Genomic DNA, 20,972 nt, shown 5'->3' with positions numbered 1-20,972 from the left:
CGTCACCGCGGGCACCCGCCAGGACCGCACGCCCGGCGCACACGCCGCCGCCAGCGCGACCGTCGCGGCCAGCATCAGACCGGTCGGTGTCAGGCCCGCCAGCGCCAGCCAGAACGCCAGCGGCCACCACCAGCCCGCACCCTCGCGCCGGCGCAGCACCGCCGCCGCGACCCACGGCAGGCAGCCGTATCCGACCAGCAGGCTCCAGTGACCCTGCAGCAGGCGTTCGGCGACGTACGGGTTCCAGATCGTCAGCGTGGTCGCCACGGCCTGGCCGGCGCGCCCGGCATCGGGCAGCACCGCCGCCGTTAACCGCGCCGCACCCCAGCCCGCCAGCCACAGGCCGGCCACCAGCAGCGCCTTGACCACGACGCCGCCGTCGACGACATGGGAGCCGAGCGCCACCGCGAAGTCCTGGGGCAGCGCCCGGGGTGCGGCGTCGGACAGTCCGAGGGCGGCGTCGGTGAGGTGCGACCGTGGAGTGGAGACCGCGTCGCGCAGCAGCAGGTATCCCGGCGCCAGCAGCGGCCCGGTCACCACCAGCGCGAGTGCCAGCGCGTACGCCGGCAGCACGAGCGCCCCGATCAGACCGGTCTGTCGGGCGGCAGGTCGGTCGGCCGTTGCGCCGGGAGTTTCTCGGTCTTGGCCTCGGCGCCGGGCACCTGGATGCCCATGGTGTCGAAGAAGCCGTGATCGGCCTCGTCGAGTCCGGGGTCGATCAGCGCCGACTCGGCGCGGATGCTGAACGAACCGAGCAGTGCGCCGCCGACCAGGGCGAGAAGCCCCACCGCAGTGAACGTGATCGGCAGGATGCGGCCCCACAGCGACACCCGGTCGCGCTCGCTTCGTGCCGCGGCGACCTGCGTCTCGACGGTCTCCTCGGTGGACGCCACCTTGTAGTCGACGAAGGTGACCTCGGGCTCGAGGGCCTGCCGCGCGTAGTAGTGGTAGCTGTGCTCCTCGTTCTTGACGATGGAGCCCGACACCGGATCCACCCACAGCGTGCGCTGCGCCGCGTAGTAGCGGCTCATCGTGATCGGCTCTTCGGGGTCGCCGGGAACGCCCCACAGAGCGGCCCGCGCGGTGACCTGGCTGTCGGCGTCGTCCTCGTAGAGCGACGAGTACTTCACCGGCTCGACCAGCTTGCCCTCGTCGTCGTAGCCGACGTTCTGGGTGAACTTGTAGGTGGTGAGCCCGTTGACGTCCTCTTCGCCGTCGTAGTTGGCGTCGTAGGCCTTCTGCGCGATCGGATCGAACAGCGGGTAGGTCTTCTTCTCGGTGTCGAACGGGAAGCGGTAGGTCAGCCCCTCGTGCGGCAGCGCGATGCTGGTCGGCGGCTGGTCGTCGTCGATGCCACGGGGCTTCTGCACCGCACCACCCGGATTGCTCTCGCTGGAGACGGCCATCGCCGAGGACCGGTCGAGGGTCACGGTGTCCACCATCGCCAGCAGCAGTCCGTTGTCCTGCTGTTGATCGGTGCGCCGCAGCGTCGAGCCGACCTGAAGGGTCACCACGTCTGCGTTGGACGGGGCCTCGACGCTGACCTGCTGCTGCAGGCTCAACGGCACGTCGCGGTCGACCACGAAACGTTCACCGAGCAGCGATGCCGGATCGAAGGCGGTGCCCGACCCGTCGCTGACCAGAGTGGCGTCGATGTCCAACGGGACCTTCGCCACCTTGCTCTTGGTGTAGGTCGACAGCAACAGGGCGGCGATCAGAAGGGCAGCTCCGAGCCCCATGAGTCCGCAAGCCGCAATACGCAGCGCCACTGCGCGGTTCAAACCGTGCCTCCTTCGGCTTGGACTCCGGCCGGATGGCCTGAGGTCGCGGCAAAACCCGTCTGACCCTAACAGCAGACAATAAGGCGGGTACTTACTACGAGGTTGCGGCCCGCGGGCCGCTCGGGGGGGGTGTGGAGGTACTACCCGTTCGCCGGCCCGGCACACTGGTCGCCGTGGCCACCGCGACCGGATCGGGAGGGCAGCGCGACTTCCTGCCTGCCGTCGAAGGCATGCGCGCCTGCGCGGCCATCGGCGTCGTCGTCACCCACGTGGCGTTCCAGACCGGGCACACCGGCGGTGCGGACGGCCGTCTGCTCGGCCGCTTCGACCTCGCGGTGGCGGTGTTCTTCGCGCTGTCGGGGTTCCTGCTGTGGCGCGGGCACGCCGCGGCCGCAAGGGGCCTGCGCCCGGTCCCGCCGACCGGCCACTACCTGCGGTCGCGGGTCGTCCGCATCATGCCGGGCTACCTGGTCGCGGTCGTCGTCATCCTCACCCTGCTGCCCGACGCCAGGGCCGACCTCACGGTGTGGCTGGCCAACCTGACGCTGACGCAGATCTACGTGCCGCTGACCCTGACCGCCGGGCTGACCCAGATGTGGAGCCTGTCGGTGGAGGTGAGCTTCTACCTGGTGCTGCCGCTGCTCGCGCTGCTGGCGCGGCGGGTGCCGGTGCGGGCACGCATCCCGGTGATCGTGGCGGCGGCGCTCGCCAGCCTGGGCTGGGCGCTGATCCCGATCAGCACCCCCCTCGGCGTCAACTCGCTGAACTGGCCGCCGGCGTTCTTCTCCTGGTTCGCCGCCGGGATGCTGCTCGCGGAGCTGACGGTGTCCCCGGTGTCCTGGCCGCACCGGCTGGCACGCAGGCGGATCCTGATGGCCGTCGTCGCGGTGGCGGCCTACCTCGTCGCGGCGTCGCCGGTCGCGGGCCCCGAGGGGCTGACCCCGGGCACCACCGACCAGTTCATGGTGAAGACGGCGATGGGCGCGGTGCTGGCCGCCGCGCTGCTGGCGCCGCTGGTGCTCGACCGGCCGGACACCCCGCACCGCCTGCTCGGCAGCGCCGTGATGGTGACGCTGGGCCGGTGGTCCTACGGGCTGTTCGTCTGGCACCTCGCCGCCCTGGCGATGGTGTTCCCGGTGATCGGGGAGTTCGCCTTCACCGGACACATGCCGGTGGTGCTGGCGCTCACACTCGTCTTCGGATTCGCGATCGCCGCCGTCAGCTATGCGCTGGTCGAATCGCCGTGCCGGGTGGCGCTGCGGCGCTGGGAGTACCGGCGGCCCAGGGTCGACGGAAGGCCGGTGCCGCCGCTCGACAGTGCCGTCACCGGGGCCGCGGAACCGATCTCGCACTGACGCGTCAGTGCCCCAGCCTGCGCAGCGTGACGCGCACGGTCTCGGCGACGGCGTCGTTGAGCGGCGGTACCTTCTCCCGGCCGTCGCGCGAGCGGGTCAGTACCGTCACCAGCAGCCGCTGGCCGGCCGGGCCGAGCAGCAGGCCGGAGTCGTTGGTGGTGCCGTAGTCGCCGGCGCCGGTCTTGTCGGCGCTGGTCCACCCCGCGGGCAGGGCGGCCCGGAACCGGGTGCCGGAGGTCACGTTGGCCAGCATCCAGTCCAGCAGCCGCTGCCGCGACGGCGGAGTGAGCACGCCACCGGTGAGCAGTGCGCGGTAGCCGCCGTTCAGCGCGCGGGGGGTGGTGGTGTCACGGGGGTCCCCGGGGTCGGCGTCGTTGAGGTCGAGTTCCCAGCGGTCGAGTCGGGTCTGATCGTCACCGATCGAGCGGGCGAAGGCCGTGATCGCCTGCGGGCCGCCGATCGCGCGCAGCAGCAGATTGCCCGCGGTGTTGTCGCTGTTGATCAGCGCGGCGGCGCACAGCTCGGCCAGTGTCATCGTGGTACCGACGCGCTTCTCGGTGATAGGCGAGTTGGCGACGATGTCGGCCGCGGCGACCTGCACCGGTGTGGCCTCGAGCCGCAGTGCGCCCTGGTCGGCGAGTTGGAGCAGCCGTCCGGCGGCATAGGCCTTGAACGTCGAGCACATCGCCGAGCGCTGGTCCGGCCGGTTCATCAGCGTGGCCGACGACACCAGATCGATGGCGTAGAGCCCGATCTCGGCGTTGAACCGCTCCTCGAGGCCCTGGACTTCGGGATCGGCGATCGGGGGCATGGCCGCGGCGAGGCCGGGCCGGACGGCGGCGCCGGCCGTCAGCGCGAGGGCAATTCCGATGGCGTGGCGCCGGTTCAGTTGTGGGCTCATGGTGTGTACCGAACCATGGCGGCGCCGCGGCCGGGTCGCCGGGTCAGCGCGCCGCCCTCGCGATGACGGCGTCGCGCACCGCCGACCGACGGGCCTTGCCTGCGTCGTCGCGCAGCGGCTGGTCGGTGAACTCGACGGTGCGGGGCACCTTGTATCCGGCGAGGCGCTCCGCGACGAACGCCGTCACCGCCGCCTCGTCGAGCGCCGACTCCGGTGCGGGCTGCACCAGCGCGTGCGGCACCTGACCCAGGTCGTCGTCAGGGATCCCGACCACGAGGCAGGACAACACGTCTGGATGCGCCGACAACGCCGACTCGACCTCGGCGGGATAGACGTTGCGGCCACCGACGGTGAACATGTCGACCCGCCGGTCGTTGAGGTAGAGGAAGCCGTCGTCGTCGAAGTAGCCCAGGTCGCCGAGCGATTCCCAGCCGTCGCGGCTCTTCGCGGTGCTGCCGACGTAGCGGTAGGTGGGTGCGCTCCCGGGCGCGCGCCGCATGTAGATCTCGCCCGTCACTCCCGGCGGGCAGGTGTTCCCGTCGTCGTCGAGCACCGTCATCTCGCCGGCGACCACCGTGCCCACCGATCCCGGATGGCTCAGCCACTGGTCGCCGGAGATGAACGTCAGCGCCTGTAATTCGGTGCCGCCGTACAGTTCCCATACCACTTCGGGGCCGAGCAGGTCGATCCACGCCCGCTTGACCGTCGGCGGGCACGGCGAGGCGAGATGCCAGAACCGCCGGATCGACGTCAGGTCGTAGGCGGCCGGGTCGGCTTCCACGGCGGCCCGGTACACCGGCAGCAGCCGCTGCATGATCGTCGGCACCGTGGTCAGGAACGTGACCCGGTACTCGGTGACCAGGCGCAGGAACTCGTGCGGGTCGAACCGCGGCATCACCACCATGTGGTGGCCCATCAGCAGGCCGATCGCGAAGGTCGTGAACCCGGTGTTGTGGCTCATCGGCACCGAGATCAGGTTGACGTCACCCTGTTCGGCGCCCAGCGGCACACCGATCAGCGCGGGCACCCGGCTGTCGTTACCTGCCTCGATGAGTTTGGGCCTGCCGGTGCTGCCGCCCGAGGCCATCGACTTCCACACCGGCGAAACCGCTTCCGGCAGTGGGTCCGCCGACACCGTCGAGTCGGGCTCGAAGTCGGCCGGGACGCTGGGTGCGACGCCGTTGGGATCGGCCCGGCCGACCAGCAGCGCAGGCGGCCGCAGCGCGAGCAGCGCGGCCAGTTCGGCGTCGGGTAGCCGGGCCGACAGCGGCTGCGGCACCGCGCCGAGCTTCCATGCGGCCAGCACGGCCTGCACCCAGCCGATCGAGTTCGGTACCACGACCGTCACGTAATCGCCCTGTCGCACACCGAGTTCGGCGTAAGCGCGGGCGAGCCGGTTGGTCGACGCGTCCAGCTCCGCCCTGGTCAGGGTGCGCCCGGCGCAGGTGACCGCGGGTGCGCCGGGATCCTGCGCGGCCAGCTGCGAAACCTGCGTGCCGATCGGGTCCACCGGCGCCATCAGTACCCGCCCCGGCGCTCGAAGATCCGGCGCGGATTGTCGACCAGCATCGTGGTGATCTGCTCCTCGGTCACACCCTGCCGGCGCAGCGCGGGCAGCACGTCGTTGTGGATGTGGAGATAGTGCCAGTTGGGCATCGCCACCGGCAGCGTCGCCTCGGGCAGCGCGTCGAAGTAGCAGGAGGCGTCGTGCGAAAGCACCAGTTGCCCGGCGTGGCCGCGCGCGCACAGCGTGGCGACGGTGGCGACGCGGTCCTCGAACGACAGGTAGGCGTCGACGCCGAAGCGGTCCATCCCGAGATACGCCCCAGCGGCCATGAGCTCCTCGAGGTAGGCCAGGTCGGTGGTGTCGCCGCAGTGGCCGATGACGACGCGTGACAGGTCGACGCCCTCCTCGGCGAAGACACGCTGCTGTTCGAGCCCGCGGCGGGTGGCGGCGTGGGTGTGGGTGGAGATCGGGACCCCGGTCTGGCGGTGCGCCTGCGCCACGGCGCGCAGCACCCGCTCCACGCCGGGGGTGAGTCCGGGTTCGTCGGTCGCGCACTTGAGGATCGCGGCCTTGATGCCGGTGTCGGCGATGCCGTGGGTGATGTCGCGGACGAACATCTCGGTCATCACCTCGGGTCCGCCCAGCGCGGTGCCCGGGCCCTGGAAGTGGAACCGGAACGGCACGTCGTTGTAGGTGTACAGGCCGGTGGCGACCACGATGTTGAGCTCGGTGGCCGCGGCGATGGTGGCGATCCGCGGCACATACCGGCCGAGGCCTACGACGGTGAGGTCGACGATGGTGTCCACCCCGCGCGACTTGAGCTCGTCGAGGCGGTCGATCGCCCGGGCGATGCGGGTGCGCTCGTCGCCCCACGCCTCGGGGTAGTTCACCGCGATCTCGGTGGTCATGATGAACACGTGCTCGTGCATCAGCGTGACGCCGAGGTCGGCGGTATCGAGCGCTCCGCGTGCGGTGTTGAGCTGCGGCATCACCGTCGATGCTAGGGCTGTGCGGCGCCGGGCGGGTCCGGTTCGCGGCGATCCGGCACCGCCGACGCGGCCAGCGTCGCCACCGAGATCAGCGCCAGCAACTGCACACCCACCGAATGCCCGGCGTACCCGTCGACCGAGCGCCAGGGGGTCTGGCTCAACACGGCGCCCGCCGCGATCAGGCCGGTGGCGACGGTGCCGACCGTGATCCTGTCGAGCATTCGCGCGCGGTTCCGCAGCACGTACCGCACCGCCAGCGCGGCCCCGACGACCAGCGCGCCGGCCACACCGGAGACGACACCACCGACGCCGACCGCGGCCGCGCCAGCCCACCACGGGCCGGGCCGCCACGGCACTGCCGGGTCGTCTTGGCGGGGGCGGCGTCGCGCGGGCAACCAGGCCAGCAGCGCCAGCACCGGCAGCAGGCACAGCCCGGCGATCAGGCCGGTGCGGTACAGCGCGTTGGACGCGAAGGCCAGCGTCACCGTTCCGGAAGTGCCTGCGGGCACCACCCAGCCCTGCTGCCAGCCGTTGACGGTCACCGGCTCCAGTTCCTCCCCGGAGGCGGTGCGGGCGTGCCAGCCGGGGTTGACGCTCTCCGGCACCACGAGCACCCGCGAGGTCGCCGCGTCGGGCACGTCGACCTCTCGCCGGTCGGCGCTCCATTTCCCGGTCTGGACGGGAGTTGTTGCTGCAGGCCGTATCTCGTCGGCACGCGGGCCGGCCAACTGCACGCCGTCCACCACGAACGTCGGGCCGGGGCTGATCACCAGCTCCTGCTGGCCCGCGGGCAGCGCGATGGGGTCGGTGCGGCACGGCCGCGCGGCGATCGGCTCGCCGTCGAGCAGCGCCCCGACGGTGGTGCGGACGGACGTCGGCACGAACTCCCCGGCCACGCCGATGATCGGTCCTCGGCCGCAGGGCAGGGTGATCGTGCGCGACCTGTCAGCGGAGGCGTCGGGCGTGCCGATCGGCATTCCGCGGCGGTCGAGCACCTCGACCTCGGCGATGCCCGGCGGCTTGAGCTGATCGAATCCCAGTGCGGTGCGGTCGATCACGTCGTTCCAGTCCAGCAGTGACACGGTCACCGTGTCGGTGCGGTGCGGGTGCAGGTCGATGGTCTGGGTCTCGTCCTCACCGGACAAGCGGCGCACCTGTGGTCCGTCACCGAGGTTGACCGCGACCATCGTGGGTCGCGCCGGCGGTTCCACCGCACTCGGCGTGATGCGCAGCGCCGCAACGTCGGTCGTTGACGGCAGGCGCACGGTGATGGTGGGCGGGTTGCGTTGCTGCACCACGCGTTGCGGAGCGATCCACGCCGTCCGGGGATCGCCGTCGGTCGCGGCGAACGCCGATCCCTGCACGTCGATGAGGTCGGCGTCGCCGGTGGTCCTTGCGGCGCCCGGCGCAGCGACCAGATCGGCCAGCTTCGGGCCCTGCCGGGCGCGCAGCCACACCGTCGGGGTCACCGCGACGGCCTGCGGGACCGTCAGCGTGCGGCTGAGGTTCACCGACTCCTCGGGCGCGAGCGCCATCGTCGCCGCGCACCGCACCCCGTCCGGGGAGTCGACACAGCCCGGCCGGCCCAGCAGCTCGGAGCCCAGATCCCACTGCGCGACCGCCGATCCGGCCGGTGGGCCCGGCACGTCGACGGTGTGGCGCACCGTGATCGGCGTCGCGAAGCCGTTCGCGTCGTACTGGGTGACCGACAGGTCGGTGAGGCCGAACTGCACACCCGCCGACCCGTCGCCGGTGGCGGCCGCGGTGATCCGCACCCACGGCGTCTCGCCGTAGGGCAGCGCGACCGTCAGCGGCTCGCCGGCCTCCTCGAAGCGCACCGAGCTGGTGCCGTTGATCGTGGACACCTCGAGCCGTCGCACCTGGGCGCCGACGGCGGTGGCGCTGGGGGTGATGGTCAGCGTCGCGTTGGTGACGGGGCGGTCGAAGTCGATCTGCAGCCACTGCCCGATGGCGGCCTGCAGCGCATTCGACACCCAGCTGGTCGAGGTGTCGGAGTCGACGGCCGATGCGGGTCCGGTGGCCGGTGCGACGTTGGGTAGCGCGGTCGAGTCGGCCGCCGAACTCGACACGGTGATCCGCCCGCCGGTCCACCGGGCGTACACCGGGTCTGCGCCGTCGACGGGGTAGTCGGGGACGCGGTTGAACGTGTGCCGGGTGTCGCCCGGTGCGCGGATCGTCGAGGCGTGGTCGTCGACCCTGCCGTAGTCGATCTCGCGCGCGACGGGCGTGTCGGTGACGGTGACCAGCGGGGCGGGCAGCCCCGCGCGCTCGGCGTCGGCGGTCAGCAGCATCGGCCCCAGCGGCGGCCGGCCGAGCAGGCGGCGGCGTTCGTCGAGCCGCAGCAGCGCCTCGGGTGCACCGTCAACCCGCGCCATCGCGTCGGTGTCGACGAGGTACGGCGCCGCGGGGTTCGGTGCGCCCGCTCCGGCGTCCACCCGGTAGATCTCGACCGCCGGATAGGGCGGGCGCAGACCGCTGTCGGTGACGAAGCCGTCGAGGGTGCCCGGGCCGACGGGGTCGCCGAACTGCGCCACCCTGGTCAGGCCGGGGGAGCCGTCTACTGCGCGGTGCACCAGCACCGGCCGGGCCGAGCGCGACGTCTCCGGATCCAGGTCGTTGCGGATAACGACAAAGGAAATGCCTTGTCGGGCAAGGGTATCCGCCAGCCCCGCGGATGGTCGCCCGGCGGCGAACAGCCGTTGCACGGAGTCCAGCGCGCGGATGGTCTGCGGCGGTGTCAGCGGGATCGAGTCACGCACACCCCACGGACTGTTCCCGAGCACCTGCAACGGCTCGTCGTGGCTGCTGCCCCACACCTGGGTGGCGAACGGGGCGCCGGGGGCCACCAGCACCCGCCCTGCGGTGGGGGTGCCGGTGTTGTGTTCGTCGAGCCAGTCGGCGGTCTGCTGCCAGTACGGCGGGATCCCGTCGAACGCGCCCGGCGGCGCCAGCCGGCCCGTCCACGCCAGCGACGTCCCCGCCGCCAGCGCCACCAGCACGACGATGCCCACCGCCACCCGCCTGTCGCGCTCGGGATGGCTGAAGGCCTCGCGCACCACCGGCCGTGGCGCACTGCCCGGCAGCGGGATGCGGCCAAGCAGGTGGATCAGCCCGAGCGCCAGTGGCACCCGCAGTAGCGGGTCGAGCTTCTGCAGGTTGCGCAGCGGTGTCCCGTCGGCGTCGAGGAATGCCTGGACGGCCTGTGCCACAGGGGATCCCAAGCCGCCGGAGTAACCGGCGGCCAGCAGCGCCACCCCGGTGAGCAGCACCGTGATCAGCCGACCGCGCGCGGGCATCGACCGCATCGCCAGGCCGGCGAGACCCGCCGCGGCCACCAGCGTCGTCGCCAGCACCGCGACCGACCCGGTCACCAGGGAGCTGCCCGCGGTGGCGCCGGGCGCAACGAACGGCGTCCAGCTGCCGGTGCCGCGCAGCATCTCGGTGAGCGACATCCACTGCGTGGTGACGCCCGACGACTCGATGAAGTCGAGGAAGGGCGGGCTGATGCGGCCGAGCAGCAGCAGCGGCACCACCCACCACGCAACCGCGAGGGCCGCACAGCCGAACCACCACGCGGTGAACCGCCACCATCGCCGGTTCGGCCGGTGACACGCCCACCAGATGAGCGCGGCAAGGCACCCGGTCAGCGTCGCGACCGCGTTGACCGCGCCCATCAGCGCCACGGCCACCGCCGAACGCGCCGCGAGCAGCCGGACCGGCCCGGACCCGCGCAACGCCAGGATCACCGGGAGCAGCACCCACGGCGCCAGCATCATCGGCAGCGTCTCCGACGACAGTGCGCCGAGCGTGGTCAGCGCGCGCGGTGACAGCACGAACGCGACGGCGCCGACGATGCGCGACGTCGGCGTGCCGATGCCCAGCGCCTCGGCGACCCGCAGCACGCCCCAGAAGCCGATTACGAGCAGCAGCGCCCACCACAGCCGCTGGGTGCCCCAGCCGGGCAGGCCGACGACGTCGCCCGCGAGGAAGAACGCGCCGTGCGGGAAGAGGTAGCCGTATGCCTGGTTCTGCGCCTGGCCGAACGGCAGGTCGCTGTTCCACAGGTTGGCCGCGCGGGCAAGGAAGCGCAGCGGGTTCGCGGTGAGATCGAGCTTGGTGTCCGGCGATATCTGGCCGGGCGACTGGGCGAACGTCAGGATCAGCGCCGCCGCGGCGGCCACCCACAACCAGCGCCGTGACAACGGCTCGAACCGCTCGGGTGGTGTGGGCGGCCCATCCTCCCGGGCCACCCGGGGGCTAGCTTCTGTCGCCGTACTCGACCCGGTTGAGCACCGATGACGCCGGATCGCCCGCCTGCAGCGGAGGCCTGTTGTCCTGCTGCACCATCAGTGTCACGCCGAACACGGCCGCCGCACCCAACAGCAGGCCGACGACGATACTGGCCGCGGAAGGCACGATGAACCTGTCCATGCCGCCAACGTAGCACGGGCAGGTCAGCGCCCCGGCGGCACGATGAGCACCGGCCGGTGGCCGTGCCGCAGCACGCGGTCGGCGACGCTGGACTGCAGCAGGGACCGCACCCCGGTGGTGCCGCGGGTGCCGGTGACGATCAGGTCGGCGTCCAGGGAGTCCGCGGCGTCGATGATCGTGTTCCACACGGTGCCCGCCATCGCCAGGCACATCGGTTCGGCGGGCAGGCCGACCGCCGTCGCGAGTTCCACCCCGTCGTCGTTGGTGCGCTGCGCGTCGGCCCACGCGATGTCGACGTCGTCCGGATTGTCGGGGTCGGGCGGGCCGTCGAGGTCCACCGACACCGGGCCGGGCCCGCGCAGCACCGGCGACCACACCGTCAGCACCACGGCCCGTTCGGCCGAGAGGAACCGGCCGGCGTAGCGCACCGCGCGGCGGGCGTTGAGTGTCCCGTCGAAGGCGATCACCATGACGCGCGCGGCCGAATCCTGCGCTTCGGCGGTCATGGCACCTCACTCCCGATCGTGGACACCGCAAGAATATGGGAGGTGACGGACGGGGAACGGGTCTTCTGGCGCGGCGGCCGCTGCACGGTCTGGGTGGGCCTCGACGCGGCGGGAGCGCTGGTGTTCAGCGGGCACGATCTCGCGTACCTCGGCGAGCCCGGCCGTACTTACGAATACTGGATCACCGTCGCGCCCGAAAGGTTCCCCGACCTGCGGCGGGCACTGCACGCCGGTCCGCACGCCGACGTCGTCGACCTGGTGTGCAGCCGGGTCGACGCCATCATGGCCGGCGGCGAACGGACGTGGCTCGACGACCACGGGATCGATTACGCGTTCACGTGCTACTAGTGTCGAGCCCTATGGTCTTGTCCCGCGTGAGCGCGCTGGCGGCGATGGCCGGGCTGCTGCTGGCATGTGCGCCGGCCGGCGAGCAGCCCGTCTCGACGCCGCAGCCGAGCCCCGTCAACAGCGTCGTCCCGCAGGCGGCACCGAACGTGCCGCTCAAGGGCCCGCTGCCCGCGGCGCCCGCGGCACCGGCCTGTGGCGACGTGCTGGCGGGCATGTCGACCCGCGACAAGCTTGCTCAGCTGCTGATGGTCGGGGTGACCGGCGCCGCCGACGCCCGGGCGGTGGTGGATGCCCACCACGTGGGCGGGATCATGATCGGCAGCTGGACCGACCTGTCGATCATGGGCGATCAGCTGCGCGACATCTCGGGCGCGGCGGGCCCGCTGCCGCTGGCGGTCAGCGTCGACGAGGAGGGCGGCCGGGTCTCGCGGCTCGCCGGGCTGATCGGCAGCCAGCCGTCGCCGCGCGAGCTGGCGGCCAGCCAGTCGCCCGAGCAGGTGTACGGCATCGCCCTCGACCGCGGCCGCAAGATGCGCGGGCTGGGCATCACCATCGACTTCGCGCCGGTCGTCGATGTCACCGAGGACGCCGACAACACCGTGATCGGCGACCGCTCGTTCGGCGCCGACCCGATCACCGTCACCGACTACGCAGGCGCCTACGCCCGCGGGCTGCGCGACGCGGGCGTGCTGCCGGTGCTCAAGCACTTCCCCGGCCACGGGCACGGTTCGGGTGACTCGCACACCGGCAGCGTCACCACTCCGCCGCTGGCCGACCTGCAGGCCAACGACCTGGTGCCGTACCGGACGCTGACCACCCAGGCGCCGGTCGCCGTGATGGTCGGCCACATGCAGGTCCCCGGGCTGACCGGGAGCGACCCCGCCAGCCTCAGCCCGGCGGCCTACGCGCTGCTGCGTTCGGGCGAGTACGGCGGCCCGCCGTTCGGCGGCCCCGTGTTCACCGACGACCTCTCGTCGATGCAGGCGATCACCGACCGGTTCGGGGTGGCCGAGGCGGTGCTGCGCAGCCTGCAGGCCGGCGCCGACACCGCACTGTGGGTGAGCACCGGCGAGGTCCCCGCGGTGCTCGACCGGCTGGAGAAGGCGCTGGCTGCGGGCGAGCTGACCCCCGCGGCGGTCGACGCGTCGGTGCTGCGGATGGCCGCGGCGAAGGGCCCCAACCCGCGCTGCTGAGCTAGAGACCGTAGACGCGCGTGGCGTTCTCGACGCCGATCATGTCGACGATGCGCACCGCGTCGTCCACACTGCAGTCGCCGGAGCGCACCCAGTCACCGAGCACCCGGCCCATCGCGCGGCGCCACAGCACCGAGCCCAGCACGTGCAATTCGGGCGGGCCGAAGGCGTCCGAGGAGTACAGCTGTTTGGCGAACGGCGCGGTCTCCAGCGCCTCGGCCACCAGCGCCGTCGAGCGCACGCCGAGGAAGTTGATGCCGAGGCCGACGTCGAAGTGGACGTGGTCGAAGGCCTGGGCGAGGTAGCCGGCCTGGCGGTGGAACGGGTAGCAGTGCAGCAGCAGCACGGGCACCGGCGCCATCGTGCGCAGCAGCGGCAGCATCAGCAGCGGGTCGGTGCGGTGCAGGTCGAGGTCGCGGTCGCCGAATCCGACGTGTACCTGCAGCGGCAGGCCGTGTGCGGCCGCCTCGTGCACCACGAACGCCGTCAGCACCGGGCTGTCGAGCCGCAGCGGCGCCGGTCGGGCGCCCAGTTCACCGGCGGCGGCCACGACGTCGGCATCGGTCGGCCGGGTCCAGTCGATGTCGAACCCTGTGCGGTAGGCCGCGATCGTCTTGGCGCCGACGACGCCGTCCGTCTCCGCGGCCGTCGCCAGGCCCGCCCGCAGCGCGTCGGGGAACTGTTCGGGTGTGGCCCCGCCGGCCAGCAGGTCCTCGGCGAGCGTCTCCAACCGCACCACCTGCGACGCCGGCCTGCCGCTGAGGGCGGCGAGCCCGCCCGGTGTGGTGATCCGGTCGCCCTTGAAGCCGGGGTCGACGATCCACCGCGCCACCCTCGCGGCGGGCAGCATCAGGGTGGCGAGTTCCTCGGCGCTGAACGCGCTGCGTCGCTCCCAGTACTCGTCGGCGCCCGCCAGCGGCGCCAGGCCGAGCAGCGGCGCGCACCATCGGCGCACCGCGAGGCCGGGTGGTGAGTCGAATTGCGTCATGAACTCCGGCACCGGGTCGGGGGAGCCCTCGTTGAGCGACGCCTCGAAGTCCGGCCGGTCGACGGGCACCGCGAATGCGCCGTGCACGTGGTGGTCGATGAGTTCGATCTCTCGTAGCCGGTCGGCCAGCGCCCGCGGCACGTCGGCCTCGACACCGCGGAACACGTCGGGCAGCGCCATGCTGTGATTCTCGCTCAACCACCGCGCCGCGGACGCCGTCCGGCCACCCATTGCTTACCCTGAGGTCATGGCAGGCGGAACGAAGCGGTTGCCCCGGGCGGTCCGGGAGCAGCAGATGCTCGACGCCGCCGTGCAGATGTTCTCGGTGAACGGCTATCACGAGACGTCCATGGACGCGATCGCGGCGGAGGCGCAGATCTCCAAGCCGATGCTCTACCTGTACTACGGATCGAAGGAAGAGCTTTTCGGCGCGTGCCTGACCCGTGAGCTCACCCGGTTCGTCGACGAGGTGCGCAGCAAGATCGATTTCTCGCAGAGCCCGAAGGACCTGCTGCGCAACGCGGTGGTGTCGTTCCTGAGCTACATCGATGCCAACCGGGCATCGTGGATGGTGCTCTACACGCAGGCCACCAGCTCGCAGGCGTTCGCCCACACCGTGCGCGAGGGCCGCGACCGGATCGTCGACCTGGTCGGCAGGCTGCTGCGGTCGGGCACCCGGCACCCCGAGCCGGACACCGACTTCGACATGATGGCCGTCGCGCTCGTGGGCGCGGGCGAGGCGGTGGCCGCCCGGGTCAGCACCGGGGACGCCGACGTCCACGAGGCCGCCGAGCTGATGATCAACCTGTTCTGGCGCGGCCTGAAGGGCACTCCGGCCCACGAGGACGCCCCGTCGGTGGCCGACGCGCACACCTGACGCGGAGCAACGGCTGCTACTTCAGCGCCGTGATCGTGCCCGTCAGGTGCGGGTCGCCCTTGCTGAGGTGATGCAGCGCCAGCTGCCAGCCGCCGTCGGAGCCGCGGCTGACGTACAGGCCCGCGCTGGCGGGCAGGATCACCGGCTTGGCGAATTTCACCGCGTACTCGACGGTGTCAGGCAGCTGCCCCTCGATGTTGGCCAATACGGCGGCCGCGGTGAACATCCCGTGCGCGATGACGCTCGGGAAGCCGAACAGCTTGGCGGCCACCGCATTGGTGTGAATCGGGTTGTGGTCACCGCCGACCGAGGCGTACTTGCGGATCTGCGCGGGCGTGATGCGCAGCACGGCGTTCGGCGGGCCCAGCTTGGGCCGCTTCTGCGGCGGCGGCTTGGGCTCGTCGGACAGGCTGGTGCGCTGCTGGTGCAGGAACGTGGTGACCTGGTGCCAGGCCAGGTCGTTGCCCACCTTGACGTCGGTGATGATGTCCACCAACAGTCCGCGGCGGTGTTCCCGCAGGTTCTCCGCATGCACCGACACCCCGACGGTGTCGCTCACCAGGATCGGCCGGTGCTGGGTGATGCGATTCTCGATGTGCACCGAACCCATTGCCGCGAAAGGGAAGTCGAAACCGGTGACGAGGTCCATCACGGTGGGGAACGTCAGCGCGAACGGGTAGGTCAGCGGCACCCGGTCACCGAACCGCAGGCCGGTGACCGCCGCGTAGTCGGCGACGTTGGCGGCGTCGATGCTCAGCTCGTCGACGGTCAGTGTGCGGTCGGGCAGGGTGTCGCCCCGCGGCACGAACGGCAGGGCGCCTGCGGCGGCACGCGCCAGGTTGCGCAGTCCGGAGGGTTGCGTCACGTCTCAGGCCCCCAGCATTGCCTGGCCGCAGACGCGGATCGTGTTGCCGGTCACCGCGTTCGAGGCCGGGCTGGCGAAGTACGCGATGGTCTCGGCCACGTCGACGGGCTGGCCGCCCTGGTAGAGGGAGTTGAGCCGGCGGCCCACCTCGCGGGTGGCCACCGGGATCGCCTCGGTCATCTTCGTCTCGATGAATCCGGGCGCCACCGCGTTGACCGTGATGCCCTTGTCCGCCAGCTTCTCGGCGAGCGCGTCGGTCAGCCCGATCATGCCGGCCTTGGTGGTCGCGTAGTTGGTCTGCCCGCGGTTGCCCGCGATGCCGGCCATCGACGAGAGGCCGATGACCCGGCCGCCCTCGGCGAGCACCCCGTTGTCGGCAAGACCTTCGGTGAGGTGAAGCGGCGCAAGCAGATTGACGGCGACCACCGAATCCCAGCGGCCCTCGTCCATGTTGGCCAGCAACTTGTCGCGGGTGATGCCCGCGTTGTTGACGAGGATGTCGAGGGTTCCGCCGTGGTGTTCGCGGAGGTGCTCGGCGATCTTGTCCACGGCGTCGGGGGCCGTCACGTCCAGCGTCAGCGCGGTGCCGTCGACCTTGTCGCGGACCTTCGCCAGATCGTCGGCGGCGCCCTCGATGTCGACGACGACGACCGTGGCGCCGTCGCGGGCGAACACCTCGGCGATCGTGGCGCCGATGCCCCGCGCAGCACCGGTGACGAGCGCGACCTTGCCGGCGAGCGGCCTGTCCCAGTCGGACGGCGGCGCGGCGTCGGCCGCGCCCACCCGGTAGACCTGGCCGTCGACGTAGGCGGACTTGCCGGACAGGATGAAGCGCATCGTCGACTCCAGGCCGGTGGCGGCGGGCTTGGCGTCGGGGGAGAGGTACACCAGCGACGCCGTCGCGCCGCGCCGCAGCTCCTTGCCCAGCGAGCGGGTGAAGCCCTCGAGGGCGCGCTGCACGATCTGCTCGTGCGGGGTCGAGATCGCGTCGGGGTCGGTGCCGACGACGACGAGGCGGGCGTTCGGCGCGAGGTTGCGCAGCACGGGCGTGAAGAACTCGTAGAGCCCCTTGAGGCCCTCGGGTTCGGTGATGCCGGTGGCGTCGTAGACCAGGCCGCCGAAGTTGTCGGCCCAGCGGCCGCCGATGTTGTTCGACACCACCTCGTAGTCATCGGCCAGTGCGCTGCGCAGTGGTTCGACGACGCGGCCGTCGCCGCCGATCAGCAGCGCGCCGGGCAGTGGCGGTTCGCCGGCCTTGTAGCGGCGCAGCGTTTCGGGCTGCGGGATGCCGAGCTGCTTGGCGAGGAACGAGCCGGGTGCCGAGTGGACGATTTGGGAATACAGATCCGAAGGCATGGGTACGAACTTACTCCAGAGTAAGAAGCGTGGGTACTATGGCCCCGTAGAGGACCCTGACGAATAGCCCTGGATAACCGACAACGGAGGCAGACAAACGTGGCTGACACCAATTCCCGCCGGCGGGTCGCCGTCCTCGGCGGAAACCGGATCCCGTTCGCACGGTCGGACGGCGCATACGCCAACGCCTCGAACCAGGACATGTTCACCGCCGCCCTGGGTGGGCTGATCGAGCGCTACAACCTCGAGGGCGAGCGGCTCGGCGCCGTGATCGGCGGCGCGGTGCTCAAGCACAGCCGCGACTTCAACCTGATGCGCGAATGCGTGCTGGGCAGCGCGCTGTCGTCGTACACCCCGGCGTTCGACATCCAGCAGGCGTGCGGCACCGGGCTGCAGGCGGCGCTGGCCGCCGCGGACGGCATCGCGCTGGGCCGCTACGAGGCGGCCGCGGCGGGTGGGGTGGACACCACCTCCGACGCCCCGATCGCGTTCGGCGACAACCTGCGCAAGAACCTGCTCGGCCTGCGCCGCGCCAAGTCCAACGTCGACCGGCTCAAGCTGGTCGGCAAGCTGCCCGCGTCGGTGGGCATCGAGATCCCGGTCAACAGCGAGCCCCGCACCGGTATGTCCATGGGCGAGCACGCCGCCATCACCGCCAAGGAGATGGGCATCAAGCGCGTCGAGCAGGACGAACTGGCCGCCGCGAGCCACCGCAACATGGCCGCCGCCTATGACCGCGGCTTCTTCGACGACCTGGTCAGCCCGTTCCTCGGCCTGTACCGCGATAACAACGTGCGGGCGGACTCGTCGGCGGAGAAGCTGGCCAAGCTCAAGCCGGTGTTCGGGGTCAAGTTCGGCGACGCGACCATGACCGCGGGCAACTCCACGCCGCTGACCGACGGCGCCTCGGTGGCGCTGCTGGCCAGCGAGGACTGGGCGCAGCAGCATTCGATCGAGCCGCTGGCGTACTACGTCGACGGGGAGACCGCCGCGGTGGACTACGTCAACGGCGCCGACGGCCTGTTGATGGCGCCCACCTACGCGGTGCCGCGGCTGCTCGCACGCAACGGCCTGAGCCTGCAGGACTTCGACTTCTACGAGATCCACGAGGCGTTCGCTTCGGTGGTGCTGGCGCACCTGCAGGCGTGGGAGTCCGAGGAGTACTGCAAGGAGCGCCTCGGCTTGGATAAAGCGTTGGGCAGTGTCGACAGAACCAAGCTCAACGTCAACGGGTCGTCACTGGCCGCCGGGCATCCGTTCGCGGCCACCGGCGGGCGGATCGTCGCCCAGTTGGCCAAGCAGCTGGCGGAGAAGAAGAAGGAGACCGGCCGGCCGGTGCGCGGGCTGATCTCGATCTGCGCCGCCGGTGGGCAGGGCGTGGCGGCGATTCTCGAGGCCTGAGGCACCGAATATCGACTCGTGAAGATTAATTCGGCGCGGCTGTAACGCCTCCGGCGAACCGATCGATACAGGGGATAGCTCCGTGTTGCCGTCTGACCCCCCGACCCGACGGCAACACGGGGCCACTTACTTCGGTTCGACGTATTTCCTCTGGTACGAGGGGTGTCAGAGGCGTACAGTCAGCCGTACGACGGGTTCGGGAGCGACTGATCCGAACAGCCGGCGAGGGGTGAACAGCCGGCGGCGTGTATCTCGCGAGAGAGACGCCCCCATGAGTCCTCCCGAACCCGCCCTCATGTCTTCTTCCGCCTGCATCCCCGCGGCGCCGCCCAAGACTGCCGCCGGCCCTCCCGCAGGCTCTCGAGATTGATCTCTCGCAGCACCCTTCCCGCACTTCTCGTGCACGGCGTGGATCTCACGCCCCCACGCAAAAGGCCCCCGGACGGATCCGGGGGCCTCTTGGTTGGATCAGATCAGAATGCAGCCTCGTCGAGCTCCATGATGTCGTTGTCGAGGTTCTCGACGACCTGACGGGTGCTGGTCAGCAGCGGCAGGAAGTTCTTCGCGAAGAACGACGCGACCGCGATCTTGCCCTCGTAGAAGGCCTTGTCGTCGCCGGTCGCGCCGGCGTCGAGCGCCTCGATGGCCACGGCGGCCTGCTTCTGCAGCAGCCAGCCGATCACCAGGTCGCCCACGCTCATCAGGAAGCGCACCGAACCCAGACCGACCTTGTACAGCTCCTTGGGATCCTCCTGCGCCGACATCAGGTAACCGGTCAGCGAGGCTGCCATCGCCTGGACGTCGGTCAGAGCGGTGGCCAGCAGGGCGCGCTCGGCCTTGAGCCGGCCGTTGCCCGACTCGTTCTTGACGAACTCCTCCATCTGCCCGGCCACGTGCGCCAGCGCCACACCCTTGTCGCGGACGATCTTCCGGAAGAAGAAGTCCTGCGCCTGGATGGCGGTGGTGCCCTCGTAGAGCGAGTCGATCTTGGCGTCGCGGATGTACTGCTCGATCGGGTAGTCCTGCAGGAAGCCCGACCCACCGAACGTCTGCAGCGACTCGGTCAGCTTGGCGTAGGCCTGCTCGGAACCGACACCCTTGACGATCGGCAGCATCAGGTCGTTGACCCTCAGCGCCAGCTCGCCGTCGACACCGTGCACGGCCTGGGCCACCGGCGCGTCCTGGTAGGTGGCGGTGTACAGGTACAGCGCGCGAAGCCCCTCGGCGTAGGCCTTCTGGGTCATCAGCGAACGGCGCACGTCGGGGTGATGGGTGATCGAGACGCGCGGAGCGGTCTTGTCGGTCATCTGCGTCATGTCGGCGCCCTGGATCCGCTCCTTGGCGTACTCGAGCGCGTTCAGGTAGCCGGTCGACAGCGTGGCGATGGCCTTGGTGCCGACCATCATGCGGGCCTGCTCGATGACGTCGAACATCTGCGCGATGCCGTTGTGCACCTCGCCGACCAGCCAGCCCTTGGCGGGCACACCGTGCTGGCCGAAGGTCAGCTCGCAGGTGGCCGAGACCTTCAAGCCCATCTTGTGCTCGACGTTGGTGACGAAGGCGCCGTTGCGCTCGCCCAGCTCACCGGTCTCGAAATCGAAGAGGAACTTGGGCACGAAGAACAGCGACAGACCCTTGGTGCCCGGGCCCGCGCCCTCGGGGCGGGCGAGCACCAGGTGGAAGATGTTCTCGAACAGATCGTCGGAGTCGGCGGAGGTGATGAACCTCTTCACGCCGTCGATGTGCCACGAGCCGTCGTCCTGCTTGACGGCCTTGGTGCGGCCAGCGCCCACGTCCGAACCGGCATCGGGCTCGGTCAGCACCATGGTGGCGCCCCAGCCGCGCTCTGCGGCGAGTTGCGCCCACTTCTTCTGCTCGTCGGTGGCCTGCTTGTAGAAGATGCTGGCGAAGCCGGCGCCGCCGCCGTACATCCACACCGCCGGGTTCGCGCCGAGCAGGTGCTCGTGCAGCGCCCACACCAGCGCGCGGGGCATCGGCATGCCGCCGAGTTCCTCTTCGACACCGACCTTGTCCCAGTCGTTGTCGATGACGGCACGCGCCGACTTCTTGAAGGACTCCGGCAACGTCACGGTGTGCGTCTTGGGGTCGAACACCGGCGGATTGCGGTCGCCGTCCTCGAACGACGCGGCGATCGGACCCTCGGCCAGGCGGGCGATCTCGCCCAGCATCTCCTTGACCGTGTCGGCGTCCAGGTCGCTGTACACCCCCTCACCGAGGGCCTTGTCGACTTCGAGCACCTCGAACAGGTTGAATACCTGGTCCCGGACGTTGCTCTTGTAGTGGCTCACTATGTCCTCCTCGACGAGAATTGCCACCTGCGGTTGGGTACTTCGGTTAAGTTACCCACCAGTAACTAATGGTCACTATACCGCCCGGTAACTTCAACGCAAAGCTCGCGCGAGCAATTTCCACCGGCTAATCAACCAGGCGGT

At 70.8% G+C, this 20,972-nt stretch carries 16 protein-coding genes and 1 pseudogene; 5 read left to right on the top strand and 12 right to left on the bottom strand.

Annotated elements, in window-relative coordinates; translation table 11 throughout:
* On the bottom strand, nt 1-570 hold a 570-nt coding region (locus tag H7I41_RS05135; protein ID WP_505011358.1), incomplete at its 3' end, for an MmpA family trehalose lipid delivery protein.
* Between the two features lie 14 nt (nt 571-584).
* Complete coding sequence (pgfA, locus tag H7I41_RS05130) at nt 585-1,781, bottom strand: cell envelope lipid trafficking protein PgfA (protein WP_264011488.1); 1,197 nt, start codon at nt 1,779-1,781, stop codon at nt 585-587.
* Nucleotides 1,782-1,932: 151 nt separating this feature from the next.
* Here pgfA and H7I41_RS05125 point away from each other — a divergent pair.
* Nucleotides 1,933-3,136: pseudogene (locus tag H7I41_RS05125) on the top strand (acyltransferase family protein); the annotation flags it as partial.
* A 4-nt stretch (nt 3,137-3,140) separates the two neighbouring features.
* On the opposite strand, the gene bla reads toward H7I41_RS05125, so the two are convergent.
* Genes bla through H7I41_RS05095 form a run of 6 tightly spaced genes read right to left on the bottom strand, consistent with a single transcriptional unit; the run spans nt 3,141 to nt 11,491 of the window.
* Entirely contained in the window at nt 3,141-4,037 is an 897-nt protein-coding gene (bla, locus tag H7I41_RS05120; protein WP_264011487.1) for a class A beta-lactamase, read from the bottom strand.
* 43 nt (nt 4,038-4,080) lie between these two features.
* The gene (locus H7I41_RS05115; RefSeq protein WP_264011486.1) at nt 4,081-5,556 is read right to left on the bottom strand and encodes an AMP-binding protein; all 1,476 of its coding nucleotides are present in this window, start codon (nt 5,554-5,556) and stop codon (nt 4,081-4,083) included.
* Nucleotides 5,556-6,533 carry a phosphotriesterase family protein gene (locus H7I41_RS05110; RefSeq protein WP_264011485.1) on the bottom strand — a complete coding sequence of 326 codons (978 nt, stop codon included), beginning with the start codon at nt 6,531-6,533 and terminating at the stop codon, nt 5,556-5,558. Before H7I41_RS05110 ends, H7I41_RS05115 begins: the two co-directional genes overlap by 1 nt.
* An 11-nt stretch (nt 6,534-6,544) precedes the next feature.
* A complete protein-coding gene (locus H7I41_RS05105) occupies nt 6,545-10,756 on the bottom strand; it encodes a DUF3367 domain-containing protein (protein ID WP_264011493.1) in 4,212 nt (1,403 codons plus the stop codon).
* Nucleotides 10,757-10,811: 55 nt separating this feature from the next.
* Nucleotides 10,812-10,985, bottom strand: a complete 174-nt coding sequence (locus H7I41_RS05100) for a DUF2613 domain-containing protein (protein WP_264011484.1) — start codon at nt 10,983-10,985, stop codon at nt 10,812-10,814.
* Between the two features lie 23 nt (nt 10,986-11,008).
* Nucleotides 11,009-11,491: a universal stress protein gene (locus H7I41_RS05095; RefSeq protein WP_264011483.1), complete on the bottom strand. Its 483-nt coding sequence runs from the start codon at nt 11,489-11,491 to the stop codon at nt 11,009-11,011.
* Nucleotides 11,492-11,533: 42 nt separating this feature from the next.
* Between H7I41_RS05095 and H7I41_RS05090 the strand changes: the two genes are divergently transcribed.
* Nucleotides 11,534-11,839 carry a hypothetical protein gene (locus H7I41_RS05090; RefSeq protein ID WP_264011482.1) on the top strand — a complete coding sequence of 102 codons (306 nt, stop codon included), beginning with the start codon at nt 11,534-11,536 and terminating at the stop codon, nt 11,837-11,839.
* 11 nt (nt 11,840-11,850) lie between these two features.
* Nucleotides 11,851-13,032, top strand: a complete 1,182-nt coding sequence (locus tag H7I41_RS05085; protein WP_264011481.1) for a glycoside hydrolase family 3 N-terminal domain-containing protein — start codon at nt 11,851-11,853, stop codon at nt 13,030-13,032.
* Nucleotide 13,033: 1 nt separating this feature from the next.
* Here the strand turns inward: H7I41_RS05085 and H7I41_RS05080 are convergent, their stop codons facing one another.
* Nucleotides 13,034-14,200: an amidohydrolase family protein gene (locus H7I41_RS05080; RefSeq protein WP_264011480.1), complete on the bottom strand. Its 1,167-nt coding sequence runs from the start codon at nt 14,198-14,200 to the stop codon at nt 13,034-13,036.
* A 67-nt stretch (nt 14,201-14,267) separates the two neighbouring features.
* Here H7I41_RS05080 and H7I41_RS05075 point away from each other — a divergent pair, with 67 nt between their 5' ends.
* Entirely contained in the window at nt 14,268-14,897 is a 630-nt protein-coding gene (locus H7I41_RS05075) for a TetR/AcrR family transcriptional regulator (RefSeq protein ID WP_264011479.1), read from the top strand.
* Between the two features lie 16 nt (nt 14,898-14,913).
* Here H7I41_RS05075 and H7I41_RS05070 read toward each other — a convergent pair whose 3' ends face one another.
* Nucleotides 14,914-15,762 (bottom strand): MaoC/PaaZ C-terminal domain-containing protein, encoded by an 849-nt coding sequence (locus H7I41_RS05070; RefSeq protein WP_264011478.1) that lies wholly within the window; start codon nt 15,760-15,762, stop codon nt 14,914-14,916.
* A gap of 3 nt (nt 15,763-15,765) precedes the next feature.
* Nucleotides 15,766-17,118, bottom strand: a complete 1,353-nt coding sequence (locus tag H7I41_RS05065; RefSeq protein ID WP_264011477.1) for a 3-oxoacyl-ACP reductase — start codon at nt 17,116-17,118, stop codon at nt 15,766-15,768.
* Nucleotides 17,119-17,217: 99 nt separating this feature from the next.
* Here H7I41_RS05065 and H7I41_RS05060 point away from each other — a divergent pair, with 99 nt between their 5' ends.
* Nucleotides 17,218-18,519: an acetyl-CoA C-acetyltransferase gene (locus H7I41_RS05060; protein WP_264011476.1), complete on the top strand. Its 1,302-nt coding sequence runs from the start codon at nt 17,218-17,220 to the stop codon at nt 18,517-18,519.
* Nucleotides 18,520-18,992: 473 nt separating this feature from the next.
* On the opposite strand, the gene H7I41_RS05055 is transcribed toward H7I41_RS05060, so the two are convergent.
* On the bottom strand, nt 18,993-20,828 hold the full coding sequence (locus H7I41_RS05055; protein WP_264011492.1) for an acyl-CoA dehydrogenase: 1,836 nt from the start codon (nt 20,826-20,828) through the stop codon (nt 18,993-18,995).
* Nucleotides 20,829-20,972 lie beyond the last annotated feature (144 nt).

Source organism: [Mycobacterium] manitobense (assembly GCF_025821665.1).
Lineage (GTDB): Bacteria > Actinomycetota > Actinomycetes > Mycobacteriales > Mycobacteriaceae > Mycobacterium > Mycobacterium arseniciresistens.
This window is presented reverse-complemented; position numbering and strand designations above follow the sequence as displayed.

Excerpts from the sequence above, each read along its gene's own strand:
- H7I41_RS05115 (WP_264011486.1), bottom strand. The coding sequence starts at position 5,556 with ATGGCGCCGGTGGACCCGATCGGCACGCAGGTTTCGCAGCTGGCCGCG.
- H7I41_RS05065 (WP_264011477.1), bottom strand. The coding sequence starts at position 17,118 with ATGCCTTCGGATCTGTATTCCCAAATCGTCCACTCGGCACCCGGCTCG.
- H7I41_RS05080 (WP_264011480.1), bottom strand. The coding sequence starts at position 14,200 with ATGGCGCTGCCCGACGTGTTCCGCGGTGTCGAGGCCGACGTGCCGCGG.
- H7I41_RS05110 (WP_264011485.1), bottom strand. The coding sequence starts at position 6,533 with ATGCCGCAGCTCAACACCGCACGCGGAGCGCTCGATACCGCCGACCTC.
- bla (WP_264011487.1), bottom strand. The coding sequence starts at position 4,037 with ATGAGCCCACAACTGAACCGGCGCCACGCCATCGGAATTGCCCTCGCG.
- H7I41_RS05100 (WP_264011484.1), bottom strand. The coding sequence starts at position 10,985 with ATGGACAGGTTCATCGTGCCTTCCGCGGCCAGTATCGTCGTCGGCCTG.
- H7I41_RS05085 (WP_264011481.1), top strand. The coding sequence starts at position 11,851 with ATGGTCTTGTCCCGCGTGAGCGCGCTGGCGGCGATGGCCGGGCTGCTG.
- H7I41_RS05095 (WP_264011483.1), bottom strand. The coding sequence starts at position 11,491 with ATGACCGCCGAAGCGCAGGATTCGGCCGCGCGCGTCATGGTGATCGCC.
- H7I41_RS05075 (WP_264011479.1), top strand. The coding sequence starts at position 14,268 with ATGGCAGGCGGAACGAAGCGGTTGCCCCGGGCGGTCCGGGAGCAGCAG.